This window comes from Sphingomonas sp. (assembly GCF_023266535.1).
GTDB lineage: Bacteria > Pseudomonadota > Alphaproteobacteria > Sphingomonadales > Sphingomonadaceae > Sphingomicrobium.
This window is the reverse complement of sequence record NZ_JAHFPY010000065.1, coordinates 1-13,222: the sequence shown is the minus strand read 5'-3', so window position 1 is coordinate 13,222 and position 13,222 is coordinate 1. Positions and strand designations below refer to the sequence as shown.

Genomic DNA, 13,222 nt, shown 5'->3' with positions numbered 1-13,222 from the left:
GCGGCGAGAAATTGTCGCCGCAGGGCACGCCGGTTGAATGGACGGTCGAGGAGACCTGGTTCTTCCGCCTGTCCAAATATCAGGACCGTTTGCTGGCCTTGTATCGCGACAATCCCGACTTCATCCGCCCCGAAAGCCGCCGCAACGAGGTCATGAAGTTCGTCGAGGGCGGGCTCAAGGATCTGAGCGTCTCGCGAACCAGTTTCGACTGGGGCGTGCCGGTGCCGGGATCGCCCGGCCATGTGATGTACGTCTGGGTCGATGCGCTGACCACCTACATGACCGGGGTCGGCTATGCCCAGGACGAGGCGGAATATGCCCGCTACTGGCCGGCCGACGTCCACCTGATCGGCAAGGACATCGTTCGCTTCCACGCGGTCTACTGGCCGGCCTTCCTGATGTCGGCCAATTTGCCGCTGCCGAAACAAGTGTTCGGCCATGGCTTCCTGCTCGCCCGGGGCGAGAAAATGTCCAAGTCTTTGGGCAATGTGGTCGACCCCATGGAGCTGGCCGAGCGCTTCGGCGTGGACCAGCTGCGCTATTTCCTGCTCCGCGAGATCAGTTTCGGCCAGGACGGCAGCTATTCGTCGGAGGCGATCGTCAACCGCGCCAACAGCGAACTGGCGAACAGTTTCGGCAATCTGGCGCAGCGCAGCTTGTCGATGATTTTCAAGAATTTGGACGGCGTCATTCCTGTTGCGGGTGAAGCCGAGGAAGACCGCGCGCTGGTTACCCAGGTCGATGCGGCCTGCATCGAGCTGGCCGCGGAGTTCGACCGCTTCTCCTTCTCGACCGGGCTTGAGGCGTGGATGACGGCGGTGTTCGCCTGCAACCAATATGTCGACACCATGGCTCCCTGGGCGCTGAAGAAGACCGATCCCGACCGGATGGCGGCGGTGCTGGGCACGATGGTGGTGGCGGTGCGCAAGCTCGCCATGGCGGTTCAGCCAGTCATCCCGTCTTCGGCAGAGAGGCTGATCGCGCTGATCGACAGCGGCGAGGGCGGCCAGCCGATCACCCAGCCGACGCCGATCTTTCCGCGGCTCGAGCTGCCGGAGGATGAGGAGGCAGCTGCGTGAAGCTGATCGACAGCCATTGCCACCTCAATTACGCCGGCCTGGCCGAACGGCAGGACGAGGTGCTGGCCAATGCCCGGGCGCGCGGAATCGCCGGGTTTCTCAACATTTCGACCCGCCAGAAGGAATGGAATGACGTCATCGGCGCGGCCGAGCGCAACGACGACGTCTGGGCCACCGTCGGTGTCCATCCGCACGAGGCCGATGCCCATCCAGACCTTGGCGCCGCGGCGCTGATCGAGGCGACGCGCCACGAGCGGGTAATCGCGATCGGCGAATGCGGGCTCGACTATTATTACGACAAGTCGCAACGGGCGGCGCAGCGCGAGCGGTTCCAGGCGCATATCGAGGCGGCCCGTGCGACCGGACTGCCACTAGTGGTCCACACCCGCGAAGCCGAGAACGACACCGCCGATATCTTGACCCGCGAAGTGGGGACGGGAGGCATCGTCGGCGTGCTGCACTGCTTTACCGGCAGCGCCGAGCTAGCCCGCAAGGCGCTCGACCTTGGCTTCTACATCTCGATCTCGGGCATCGTGACCTTCAAGAACGCCAAAGACCTGCAGGAAGTCGCCAGGACCATCCCGCAGGATCGGCTGCTGGTCGAAACGGATTCGCCGTTCCTGGCGCCGGTGCCGCACCGCGGCCAGACCTGCGAACCCGCGTTCGTCGCCGATACGGCGGCCTTCCTGTCGGACCTGCGCGACGAACCGCTCGACGAGCTGGCCGAGGCGACCACCGCCAACTTCTTCAAATTGTTCAATAAAGCGAAATAGTTGTCAGTCGGGCGCCGGGCCTCAAAATCGGTGAATTGCTGCCGACTCATCTCGACAAAAGCCTGGATTATGCGACGTTGGCGGCCAGGAGCTTGAAGCCTTTGACCAACGATTGGATGCTGGGCAGCCTCTATTTGCTGATGGCGATCATGCTGGTGGCTGGCTCGCTGATCTCTCGGCGCGAGCGGTTCGCCAAGCTGGCGACGATCGCGCTGGCCTGGGTCGCCATTTTCGGGGCTGGGTTCGTGCTGTTCACCTTTCGCGACAACCTCGGCTATGTCGCGCAGCGCTTGAAAGCCGAAGCGACTGGAGATCCGGTGGTCGCCGGCCAGGAATTGCGTATTCCGATGGCGATCGACGGTCATTTCTGGATCGAAGGATCGCTCAACGGCATTCCGGTCAAATTCCTGGTCGATAGCGGCGCGACCATGACCACCATCGGGCGCGATACCGCGGCCGAGGCCCATATCCCGGTCAGCGACCGGCGCAACCAGGTGGTCAGGACCGGCAACGGCATCCTGCGCGTCGCGACGGCGCGAGCCGACCAATTGTCGATCGGGCCGATCGAGCGGCGCCAGGTGGGGCTGCACGTCGCCGACCATGAGGATTTGAATGTGCTGGGGATGAATTATCTGTCGTCGCTGGATCGCTGGGGAGTTGAAGGCCGATGGCTGATCCTGAAAGGATGATCGAGAGGGCCTTGATGCGTTTTCCCTCTACACGATCCTATATTACTTTACATAATATATATTATCATACTCACAGATTTGAACCGGCGGGGCCTTTCAACAGGCCCCCTCACGCCTTGGAGACGCGTTGAAATGGGCCTCGATCGCCTCGACAATATCATGAAGCGACTGCGCGACCGCGACACCGGCTGCGAATGGGACAGCGTCCAGACTTTTGAGACGATTGCCCCCTACACGATCGAGGAAGCCTATGAGGTGGCCGACGCGATCCACCGCGGTGACATGGATGCGCTGGTCGACGAGCTAGGCGATTTGCAGCTGCAGGTCGTATTTCACGCCCGCATGGCCGAGGAAGCCGGCCATTTCACGCTCCAGGACGTGCTGACCCGCATTTCCGACAAGCTAGAGCGCCGCCACCCGCATATTTTCGGAGCGGCTGATGAAGGCGGTCACCATCTGTGGGAGGTGATCAAGGCCGAGGAACGCGCCAAGCTCGACGACAAGAGCGCCCTGGCCGGCGTGGCGCAGGCCCTGCCCGCGCTGGAGCGGGCGATGAAATTGCAGAAAAGGGCGGCGCGGACCGGGTTCGACTGGCCCGACATCGAAGGTCCCAAGGCCAAGATCCGCGAGGAACTGGACGAGATTGCCGCGGCGGCGCCGGAAGAACTGGAAGAAGAGGTCGGCGACCTGCTGTTTGCCGTGGTCAACTTCGCACGGTTTCTGAAGATCGAGCCGGAAGAGGCGCTGCGCAAGGCCAATCGCAAGTTCGAAGCGCGGTTCCGGACGATCGAACAGGCGCCCGGCTTCGCCGACATGAATCTCGACCAGATGGAAGAGCTTTGGGTCGCCGCCAAGAAGGATCCGGCTGAGGCCTAGATCCTCTCGAACCTTGCCCAATTCTCCGGGCTGAGCTTTACCGCCAGCTGCAACTGGTCGCCGTCGCTCTGCTGCTCGAGCACTTCGCCGCGGGCATGGAGCCAGGCGATCCGCTCGCCGTCGCCGGCATTGAGTCGGATATGATGGGTCTGCGAGCCCGAATGCAGCAAGTGCGAGATGGTCTCGCGCAGGCCATCGACCCCTTCCCCGGTCAAGGCGGAGACGGCAACGACGTCATCGCGCCGCCCGGCCTCTCCCAACAGCTCCTGCCGCTCGCCGGGTTCGAGCAGGTCGAGCTTGTTCCACACCTCGATCCGCGGCGGTGAATCCTCCTCGGCCAGCCCGAGCGAGAACAGCACCGTCTCGACATCGGCCGCCTGCGCTTCACTGTCGGGATGGGCGATGTCGCGGACGTGGAGGATGAGGTCGGCGGCCGCCACCTCCTCCAGCGTGGCGCGGAAGGCTGCGACCAGCTCGGTCGGCAAGTTGGAGACGAACCCGACCGTGTCGGACAGGATCGCCCGATCGAACCCGGGGATCTTGACGTTGCGCATGGTCGGATCGAGCGTCGCAAACAGCAAATCCTCGGCCATGACGTGCGACTGGGTCATGCGGTTGAACAGTGTCGACTTGCCGGCATTGGTATAGCCGACCAGCGCGATCACCGGCCACGGCGCGCGCTGCCTGCGGCCACGGTGAAGCCCGCGGGTGCGCCGGACCTGGTCGAGCTCCTTGCGGATTCGAGCCATGCGGTCGCGGATCAAGCGCCGGTCGGCCTCGATCTGGGTTTCGCCCGGGCCGCCGAGGAAGCCGAAGCCGCCGCGCTGCCGCTCAAGGTGGGTCCAGCTCCTGACCAGGCGGCCGGCTTGATAGTCGAGGTGCGCCAGTTCGACCTGCATCCGTCCTTCGGCAGTGGCGGCCCGCTCGCCGAAAATCTCCAGTATCAGGCCGGTCCGGTCGATGACCTTGCACTTGGTCTCGTCCTCCAGCGTCTTTTGCTGGACCGGCGACAGGGCGGCGTCGACCACCAGCAAGGTGACGTCATACTGCTCGGCCAGCTCGGCCATTTCCTCGACCTGGCCCTTGCCGAACAGGCTGGCCGGGCGGACCTGCCGCAAGCGAAACGCCTTCTTGCCGATGACGTCGACGCCGATCGCCTGAGCGAGGCCCACGGCTTCGTCGATCCGGGCATCGAGCGAGCGAAGTCCCCCTTCCCCAATCCGTTCCGGTACGACAACGAGCGCCCGTTCGCCGCGCGAAACGCCGCTGTCGTCGGTGCGCTTGAAGACGCTCAGTCTTCATCCTCCGCGCTGGTTTCGCCGCTGAGGTTGAGCGGATGGCCCGGCTGCAGGGTCGAAATGGCGTGCTTGTAGACCAGCTGCATCTGCCCGCCCCGCTCCAGCACCAGCGAAAATTGGTCGAAACCGGCCACAGCGCCCTGCAGCATGACGCCATTGACCAGGAAGATGGTCATCGGCTCGGTCTCGCGAGAGGCAGCCTGCAGAAACAGGTCCTGGAGCATCGGCTTCTTGCCATTGCCCCCTTCCCCGGCAGCCAGATCCAGATCGGCCGGAGCCTGGGCCGGCATGATGGTCGAAATGGCGTGCTTGTATACCAGTTGGGCATTGCCATCGCGGCGCAGCAGCAAGGAGAAGGGATCGAACCAGGTCACGATCCCCTGGAGTTTGACCCCCTTGACCAGAAAGATTGTCACCGGGACCTTGGACTTACGGATCGAATTCAGGAATTTATCCTGAAGACTCAGAGGTTTTTCGGACATTTTTGCCTTTATTCCTCATCACGCTTGTCGCCCAGGCCAAGGGCTTTCAGCTTCCGGTGTAGCGCCGACCGCTCCATGCCGATGAACGAAGCGGTACGGGAGATGTTGCCCGAGAAGCGGCGGATCTGGATCTTGAGATACTCCCGCTCGAAGCTTTCGCGCGCTTCGCGAAGCGGCGAGCCCATAATCGCCATCGACGCCCCGCCAAGGCCGGCGGAACCCTGCGAATCGATGATTTCGGGCGGCAACAGGTCGACTTCGATGCAGCCGACCCGGTCGCCGGGGGTGAGGATCAGCGTCCGTTCGATGATGTTCCGCAATTGGCGGACATTGCCCGGCCAGTCGTGTGCCTGCAGGGCGGCGATCGCCTCCTTGGACAGTTCGGGCGTCTGGATGCGCCGTTCGGCGGCGAAGCGGGCGAGGAAATGATTGACCAGCTCGGGGATATCCTCGCGCCGCTCGCGCAGCGCGGGGATGCGCACCGGCACGACATTGAGGCGATAATAGAGGTCTTCGCGGAAACGGCCGGCGCCAATTTCGTCGGCCAGGTTGCGCGACGTGGCCGAGAGGACGCGGACGTCGACCTTGACCGGGCGCTGCCCGCCGACCCTCGTGTAGCTCTGGTCGGTGAGCACGCGGAGGATCTTGGCCTGGGTGGTCGGCGGCATGTCGGCGATCTCGTCGAGGAAGATGGTCCCGCCATGGGCTTGCTCGAGCAGGCCAGGTCGCGACACGCCACCCTGCTCGCTGCCGAACAGCTCCTCCTCGACCCGCTCCGGGCTCATCATTGCCGCCGAGAGGACGATGAAGGGAGCGGCCGCGCGCGGGCTCCAGTTGTGGATCATCCGCGCGGCGATTTCCTTGCCGACACCGGCGGGGCCGGTGATCATCACCCGGCTGCCGGTCGGCGCGACCCGCTTCAGCGTAGCGCGGACGGTGTTGATGGCCACCGAGGTGCCGTCGAGCTGGTCGTCCGGCCCGAGTTGGGTGCGGAGCGTGGCAACTTCGCGACGCAGGCGGTCGGTTTCGGTGGCGCGGCCGACCAAATGGAGCAACCGGTCGGCCTTGAATGGCTTCTCGATAAAATCGACCGCGCCCTCGCGGATGGCCGCGACCGCCGTGTCGAGATTGCCGTGGCCGGAGATCATCAGCACCGGCAGGGTCGGGTCGCGCTTCTTGATCTGTTCGAGCAGCTGCAGCCCGTCCAGCTTGGAGCCCTGCAGCCAGACGTCGAGCAGGACCAGGCTGGGACGGCGATCGTCGATCGCGTCAAGCGCCGTATTGCTATCGGCAGCCGAACGGACGGCATAGCCCTCATCCTCGAGCACGCCGGACACCAGCTCGCGAATATCGGCCTCGTCGTCGACCACCAGCACTTCGAGCGCCATCAGCTATGATCCTCCTCATCATATTCATCGTCTTCGCCCAGCTGGGCGACGGGCTGTGGTTCATCGGTCGCCAGCGTTGCCAGCCGGTCGGCGTCGAACGCAATGCGGACCCGGGTCCCTCCCCCGCTCCTGTCGAGAAAGGCGATCTCGCCAAGATGTTCCTCGACAATTTTCTTGACGATGGCGAGGCCAAGCCCGGTGCCCCGCACCCGCGTCGTCATATAGGGCTCGGTCAGCCGCTCGCGATCCTGGGGCAAGCCGGTGCCAGTGTCGGTGAGATCAATCACCAACTGGTCGGTATCGCGATGAATGCACAGGTCGATGCGGTCGCCGTCGGGATTCTGCTCCCCGCGATTGCGCCTGAGCTCAATCGCTTCGACCGCGTTCTTGACGATGTTGGTCAAGGCCTGGCTGAGCTGGCGGCGGTCGCAAACCATATGAATCTCGCCCGACGGCGGGTCGAGCGTGAAGGTGATGCCGGGGTGGGCGACCTCGTGCAGGAACAGCGCGGCGCGGGCAATGTCGTGGACATTCTCGTCTCGGAACACGGGCTTGGGCATCCGCGCGAAGTTGGAGAATTCGTCGACCATGCGGCGGAGGTCGGCGACCTGACGGACGATGGTATCGGTCAGGCGCGCGAAGGTTTCCGGGTCTGACGTTACTTCTTCGCCATAGCGGCGCTGCAATCGCTCGGCGGCGAGCTGGATTGGGGTCAGCGGGTTCTTGATCTCGTGGGCGATGCGCCGGGCGATGTCCGACCAGGCCGCGCGGCGCTGGTCGCTGAGCTGGTCGGTAATGTCGTCGAAGGTCAGCACCGAGCCGTCGGCGTAGCGCATCCGCTTGACCGCCAGGGTCCGCGGACCCTCGGCCAGGTTGACCAACACATTGGCGTCGCGGCTCTCGCCGCAAAGGAATTCGCCGAGCTCGGGCGAGACATCGGCCAGTTCCTTCTCCTCGATGCTCTCGTCACCGTGCTGCAACAGCGTCTCGGCGGAGCGGTTGGTCAGCAGGATATGGCCCTTGCCGTCGAGCGCAATAACGCCGGCGGTGACGCTGGAGAGCACCGCCTCGATGAAGGCGCGGCGGGTATCGAGCTGCTGGTTGGCGGCCATGAGCGCGCCGGTCTGCTCCTGCAGGCGCCCAGTCATCCGGTTGAACGCTGTGCCTAGTGTCGCAATCTCATCGTCCGGGTCGCCGATAAGCGGCACGCGCGTGGTGAAATCGCCTTCCTCGATCCGCCCGGCGGCATCGACCAGCTGCTCCACCGGCTTCAGTAGCCGATCGGCAATCTTTAACGCGGCTAGAATGGCACCAGCGGCAACCAACAATGCCAAAGCGAGCAGCGCGGCATTGAACTGCAATTGGTTCGTTCGGCTACGATCCAAAAGGCTGCGATAATCCGCCAAGACCCCGGTCGCTTTTTCAATCTGCTGTTGGAAATCCTCGCTGGTTTGGCGAGCGACAAACAAATAGCTGCCATTGCCGCGGGCGATGGGTGTCAACACCGCGATTCTGCCCGGAGTCAGCACCTCTGCTGCCTGTGTCTGTCCTTTGAGCTGGCCCAGGGCCTGGGCAACACGCGAGGGATCAATCAACCCGTCAAAATAATTGACCCCGCTGAGCACCACCATCTGCCCATTGGGGGCAACCCGGATGACTGCAGCCTCATTGAGGCTGCGGAGATAGGTTTGATATTTGATCGCTTGGTCGAACTGCGGGCTGTCGATCGGCGATTGGCGAAGTTGCTGGGCCAGGTCGCTTGCCATTGGTACGGCTTGCTCACCCACTCGGCTTACCTCACCGTCATAGGCCGACTGGGCGAGTTGCCTGGTATTTTCCAGCATTCCCCGGGCCCGGTCGGAGAACCAGAATTCAAGGCCCGACTGCAGCAGCAGCGACGCGAAGATGGCGATGATCACCGTCGGCACCGCTGCGATTACGGAAAATAGCGCGACCAGACGGGTGTGCAGCTGCCCGGTACCAAGCGCCCGAGCGACCGCCCGAGCGCGGGCAATCTTGCGCGACAGCAGCACCATGAGCGCGATGGCCGGAATCAAATTACCGATCAGCAGTGCGGCGATCTGCCACGGAGAAAGCATGGATCCCGGCGCACCCTTGCGGGTCAGCATCACATAGCTGAGCACCAGCATGCCGGCGAGCAGCGCGGCGCTGGCGTAAGTGGCCCAATTGTAGATCCGACCGCTTTCTTTCTCGCGAGCGAGCCAGCGGGGTATCGGCCTCTTTTTCAGATCGGATTCGACGGTTTGCACATCCATTCCAGACAGGGCCTAGCATGGACACGTTGCATAAAGAACACAGTTTCTAGCTAGGCTGCGGACTTTGCGAGCCAGGGCGAATAAAAGTCCTGCAGCATGCCGATTACGACCTTCGGATCGTCCACGAAATTGACCTTGTTGCGGAACTCGGCCGAGCCCGGCAACCCCTTGGTATACCAGCCAATGTGCTTGCGGGCGAGGTTGACGCCGGTCTGCACGCCATAGAGCGATTGCATGGCGTCATATTGCTCGAGGATCAGGTCGAGCTGCTCATCCATCGACGGATCAGGCCGGTGGCCGTCATGCGCGAGATCGGACATCACCTGGCCGAGCAGCCACGGTTTGCCGTAGGCGCCGCGGCCGATCATCACCCCGTCGGCGCCCGACTGCTCGAGCGCGGTGCGGGCGTCCACCAGGCTGCAGATATCGCCATTAACGATGACCGGCAGCGAGGTCGCCTGCTTGACCGAGCGGACGAAGGCCCAGTCGGCGTCGCCCTTGTACATCTGGCAGCGGGTACGACCGTGGACCGTGATCATCCTGATGCCGAGGTCCTCGGCGATGCGGGCCAGTTCGGGCGCATTGAGGCTGCTATGATCCCAGCCCATCCGCATTTTCAGCGTCACCGGGACTTTGACGGCCTTCACCGTCGCATCGAGGATCGAGGCGGCGAGCGGCAGGTCGCGCATCAGCGCCGAACCGGCATCGCCGTTGACCACCTTCTTCACCGGGCAGCCCATGTTGATGTCGATGATTGCCGCGCCGCGCTGCTCGTTGAGCCTGGCCGCCTCGGCCATCTCGGTCGGAGTGCAGCCGGCCAGCTGGAGCGACACTGGCTCCTCGCTCGGGTCCCAGGCCGCCTTTTGCAGCGACTGGCGCGTCTCGCGGATCATTGCCTGGCTGGCGATCATCTCGCTGACCGTAAGGCCGGCGCCATAGCGCTTGACGATCTTGCGGAACGGCAAGTCGGTGACACCCGTCATCGGCGCCAGAATGACGGGCGCGTCGATGGTCACCGGACCGACGTGGATGGGCTTTACCAGGCTCATGGGAGGGCGCGCCTTTACAGGAAGGCCTTGTTGCGGGCAAGGCGCCGCCGATGACCGTCACCGCCCTCATCGTTGCCGCCGGCTCGGGAAGCCGGATGGGCCGCGATATTCCCAAGCAATACCGGTTACTCGTCGGCAAGGCCGTGCTGGCCCATGCGGTCGATGCATTGGCGTCGCATCCCGCGATCGACGCGGTTCGGGTGGTGATTGGCGAGGGCCAGGAAGCACTTGCGCGCCAGGCGCTTGGAAGCCGCGATGTCGGCGAGTTGGTGATCGGGGGCGCGACCCGTGCCGACAGCGTTCGGGCCGGCCTGGAAGCGATCGGGAGTGACGTCGTCCTGGTCCATGACGCGGCCCGCCCCTTCTGCCCGGCTGACGTCGTCGATCGTTTGCTGGGCGCATTGGATGGAGCGGGCGGAGCCGTCCCGGTGCTGCCGGTGGCGGATACACTGGCACGTGCCGACGGACTGCTCGGCGAGCCGATCGACCGATCCCAGGCGGTGCGGGTACAGACGCCGCAGGCATTCCGGCTGCGGGAGTTGCGCGAGGCCTGTCGCCGATGGACCGGCGAAGCGCCGACCGATGAGGCAACGGTTGCCCGGGCGAGCGGCCTCGGCGTGGCTGTTGTCGAGGGTGACGCGGCACTCGAGAAGCTGACGTCAGCGGCCGATTGGGCGCGGGCCGAAACGATGCTCGCGTCGCGCCTCGTCAGCCGGACCGGCATGGGGTTCGACGTTCATGCCTTTGCCGGCGAGGGGCCGCTGATGATGGGCGGGGTCCAAATCCCCCACTCGAAAGGGCTGGCGGGGCACAGCGATGCCGACGTCGTGCTCCATTCGATCACCGATGCCCTGCTGGGCGCCGCCGCACTTGGCGACATCGGCCAGCATTTCCCGCCGGGCGATCCGCAGTGGAAGGGCGCGGAAAGCAGCGTGTTCCTGGCGCATGCGGCGCAGCTGGTCCGCGACATGGGCGGAATCATCGATGTGGTCGACTGCACCGTGATTTGCGAGGCGCCCAAAGTGGGCCCACATCGCGACGCCATGCGCGCGCGGGTCGCAGACATCCTCGGCATTCCGGTGAGCGGGGTCAGCATCAAGGCGACCACTACCGAGCGGTTGGGCTTTGCCGGCCGGGGTGAAGGCATCGCCGCGCAGGCGGTGGCGACGGTCCGCGTGCCGCAGCCTAGCTTGTAGCCGCCCCCCGCTCTGCTAATCTTCTGCAACAATTTGCCGACATTGGGGGACTCATGAAATTGAAGATGGCGATCGCCGCGCTGACCATGGTGTCCATGGCGTCATCCGCACTGGCGGCCGACCCGAAGAACTGCGTCACCGAGACCGAAGCGGCGGCGATCTTCGCGGCGGTGATGCCCGACATGATCGGCGGGCTGCGCGACAAATGCGCCGCCAACCTGCCCCAGGACAGCTTCCTGGTGAAGAACGCGGATGCGCTGGTCGCACGATTCAAGGTTGTGGCCGACCAGCGCTGGCCGGCGGCCAAGCTGGCGTTCGGCAAAATCTCGGGCGAAGAAGAGATGGCCGCAAAAATGCCGGATCAATATCTGCGTCCGTTGATTGGAAGCATGATCGGGTCCGAATTGTTCAAGGACGTAAAGCCGCAGGATTGCACTGGCGCGAGCAAGATCGTCGAAAGCCTGGCGCCGCTTCCGGCGGAGAATGTTTCGATGCTGATCGGCGCGGTGCTGACGATGGTCGACCAGGACAAGGACGACAGCATGCCGATCTGCAAGGGGAATGCAGGCTGACCATGAAATATCTGCTGCCTGACGAGCTGGTGGCCAAGGCGCGCGAAGTGGTCGAGGCCAATCGCCGCGCCGGGCGGCGGGTGGCCGTGGCCGAAAGCTGCACTGGCGGACTGGTCAGCGCCGCGATTACCGAAATCCCCGGCTCGTCGGAAATGTTCGAGGCCGGCTACGTCACCTATTCCAACGCCGCGAAGATGGCCGAGCTCAATGTCAGCCAGGACGTGGTCGAAACGTTCGGATCGGTTAGCGTCGCCACCGCCTGGGCGATGGCGCAGGGCGCGCTGGCGGCGTCCGACGCGGATATCGCGGTGGCCATTACCGGCATCGCCGGACCTGACGGCGGCACCGAGCAGAAACCGGTCGGAACGGTCGTTCTCGCCCGCGCGGAGCGACGGCCCGGGCCGGACGAGATCGTCGCCGACCAGAAACTTTTCGACGCCAAAGGAGGCCGGTCGGGCATCCGCCTTCAGGCGGCGCTTTGCGCGCTCGACTTGCTGATGCCGTAAAGCTGCTCGGCGCGCTTTTCGAAGGCGCCGGTCATCCGCCGCAAAGCGCGGTCGAACATCGCACCAGCGAGGCTTTCGAAGATCCGCGACCTGAAGGCGAAGTCGACCGAGAAATGGACATTGGTCCCGCCCTGCGGCGCGGGCTCGAACCGCCATTCATTCTTTAGATATTTGAGCGGCCCTTCGACATAATCGACGCAGATGTGACCGGGCCGCTCCTTGGTTACCCGGCTGGCAAAGCGTTCCTTGAAGGCGTTGAAGCCGACGATCAGGTCGGCGACCATCTCCCGTTCGCTGTCGGAGCGGATGCGGACCGCGCTAACCCAGGGCAGGAATTCGCCGTAGCTGCCGACATCGGCGACCAGGTCGAACAACTGGTCGGGCGTGTAGGGCAGATAACGCGTCTCGCTATGCCGTGGCATTTAGGCGGAAGCGCCCCCTGCCCTGGCCAGCTGCGCGTTGCGGGCGTCGCGCATTTTCTGGAAATCATCGCCGGCATGATAGCTCGACCGGGTCAGCGGCGAGGCGGCAACCAGCAGGAAACCCTTGGCTCGAGCAATCGAGGCATAGGCCTTGAACGCGTCGGGGGTGACGAATTCCTCGACCTTGGCGTGCTTGGGCGTCGGCTGGAGATATTGGCCCATGGTCAGGAAATCGATTCCCGCGGAGCGCATGTCATCCATCACCTGGTGAACCTCGAGCCGCTCCTCGCCGAGCCCGACCATCAGGCCCGACTTGGTGAAGATCGACGGATCGAGCTTCTTGACCTGCTCCAGCAGGCGCAGCGACGCATAGTAACGGGCGCCAGGACGGATCGTCGGATAGAGCCTCGGCGCCGTTTCGAGATTATGATTGTAGACGTCGGGTCGCGCCGCGACGATCGCCTCGACCGCCGCCTCATGCTTGTTGCGGAAGTCGGGCGTCAGGATTTCGATGGTGGTGTTGGGGGTTTCGCGGCGCAGCGCCTCGATCACCTTGACGAACTGCGAAGCGCCGCCATCGGGCAAATCGTCACGGTCGACCGAGGTCACGACAATA

At 64.1% G+C, this 13,222-nt stretch carries 14 protein-coding genes; 7 read left to right on the top strand and 7 right to left on the bottom strand.

Annotated elements, in window-relative coordinates; translation table 11 throughout:
* From metG to mazG, 4 genes are all read left to right on the top strand, one after another.
* Nucleotides 1–1,079: methionine--tRNA ligase (gene metG, locus Q0C64_RS10490; protein WP_294123542.1), on the top strand; the 1,079-nt coding region annotated here is incomplete at its 5' end.
* Nucleotides 1,076–1,852 carry a TatD family hydrolase gene (locus Q0C64_RS10485; RefSeq protein ID WP_294123540.1) on the top strand — a complete coding sequence of 259 codons (777 nt, stop codon included), beginning with the start codon at nt 1,076–1,078 and terminating at the stop codon, nt 1,850–1,852. The genes metG and Q0C64_RS10485, both read left to right, overlap by 4 nt.
* Before the next feature lie 101 nt (nt 1,853–1,953).
* On the top strand, nt 1,954–2,541 hold the full coding sequence (locus Q0C64_RS10480; protein ID WP_294123538.1) for a TIGR02281 family clan AA aspartic protease: 588 nt from the start codon (nt 1,954–1,956) through the stop codon (nt 2,539–2,541).
* A gap of 132 nt (nt 2,542–2,673) precedes the next feature.
* The gene (gene mazG / locus Q0C64_RS10475) at nt 2,674–3,417 is read left to right on the top strand and encodes a nucleoside triphosphate pyrophosphohydrolase (RefSeq protein WP_294123536.1); all 744 of its coding nucleotides are present in this window, start codon (nt 2,674–2,676) and stop codon (nt 3,415–3,417) included.
* On the opposite strand, the gene hflX is transcribed toward mazG, so the two are convergent.
* From hflX to dusB, 5 genes are read right to left on the bottom strand one after another with little or no spacing between them, the layout of a single operon-like run.
* Nucleotides 3,414–4,712 carry a GTPase HflX gene (hflX, locus tag Q0C64_RS10470; RefSeq protein ID WP_294123550.1) on the bottom strand — a complete coding sequence of 433 codons (1,299 nt, stop codon included), beginning with the start codon at nt 4,710–4,712 and terminating at the stop codon, nt 3,414–3,416. The genes mazG and hflX overlap by 4 nt on opposite strands.
* On the bottom strand, nt 4,709–5,197 hold the full coding sequence (hfq, locus tag Q0C64_RS10465) for an RNA chaperone Hfq (RefSeq protein WP_294123534.1): 489 nt from the start codon (nt 5,195–5,197) through the stop codon (nt 4,709–4,711). Before hfq ends, hflX begins: the two co-directional genes overlap by 4 nt.
* A gap of 8 nt (nt 5,198–5,205) precedes the next feature.
* On the bottom strand, nt 5,206–6,585 hold the full coding sequence (locus tag Q0C64_RS10460) for a sigma-54 dependent transcriptional regulator (RefSeq protein WP_294123531.1): 1,380 nt from the start codon (nt 6,583–6,585) through the stop codon (nt 5,206–5,208).
* Nucleotides 6,585–8,861 (bottom strand): ATP-binding protein, encoded by a 2,277-nt coding sequence (locus Q0C64_RS10455; RefSeq protein WP_294123529.1) that lies wholly within the window; start codon nt 8,859–8,861, stop codon nt 6,585–6,587. Before Q0C64_RS10455 ends, Q0C64_RS10460 begins: the two co-directional genes overlap by 1 nt.
* Before the next feature lie 50 nt (nt 8,862–8,911).
* On the bottom strand, nt 8,912–9,910 hold the full coding sequence (gene dusB / locus Q0C64_RS10450) for a tRNA dihydrouridine synthase DusB (RefSeq protein ID WP_294123526.1): 999 nt from the start codon (nt 9,908–9,910) through the stop codon (nt 8,912–8,914).
* Nucleotides 9,911–9,960: 50 nt separating this feature from the next.
* Between dusB and Q0C64_RS10445 the strand changes: the two genes are divergently transcribed.
* From Q0C64_RS10445 to Q0C64_RS10435, 3 genes are read left to right on the top strand one after another with little or no spacing between them, the layout of a single operon-like run.
* Nucleotides 9,961–11,106, top strand: a complete 1,146-nt coding sequence (locus tag Q0C64_RS10445) for a bifunctional 2-C-methyl-D-erythritol 4-phosphate cytidylyltransferase/2-C-methyl-D-erythritol 2,4-cyclodiphosphate synthase (protein ID WP_294123522.1) — start codon at nt 9,961–9,963, stop codon at nt 11,104–11,106.
* A 53-nt stretch (nt 11,107–11,159) separates the two neighbouring features.
* Nucleotides 11,160–11,678 (top strand): hypothetical protein, encoded by a 519-nt coding sequence (locus Q0C64_RS10440; protein WP_294123519.1) that lies wholly within the window; start codon nt 11,160–11,162, stop codon nt 11,676–11,678.
* Nucleotides 11,679–11,680: 2 nt separating this feature from the next.
* On the top strand, nt 11,681–12,184 hold the full coding sequence (locus Q0C64_RS10435; RefSeq protein WP_294123516.1) for a CinA family protein: 504 nt from the start codon (nt 11,681–11,683) through the stop codon (nt 12,182–12,184).
* On the opposite strand, the gene Q0C64_RS10430 is transcribed toward Q0C64_RS10435, so the two are convergent.
* Together Q0C64_RS10430 and Q0C64_RS10425 are read right to left on the bottom strand one after the other, a co-directional pair.
* On the bottom strand, nt 12,145–12,606 hold the full coding sequence (locus Q0C64_RS10430) for a type II toxin-antitoxin system RatA family toxin (RefSeq protein ID WP_294123513.1): 462 nt from the start codon (nt 12,604–12,606) through the stop codon (nt 12,145–12,147). The two genes, Q0C64_RS10435 and Q0C64_RS10430, sit on opposite strands and share 40 nt — an antisense overlap.
* On the bottom strand, nt 12,607–13,222 hold a 616-nt coding region (locus Q0C64_RS10425), incomplete at its 5' end, for a lipoyl synthase (RefSeq protein WP_294123511.1).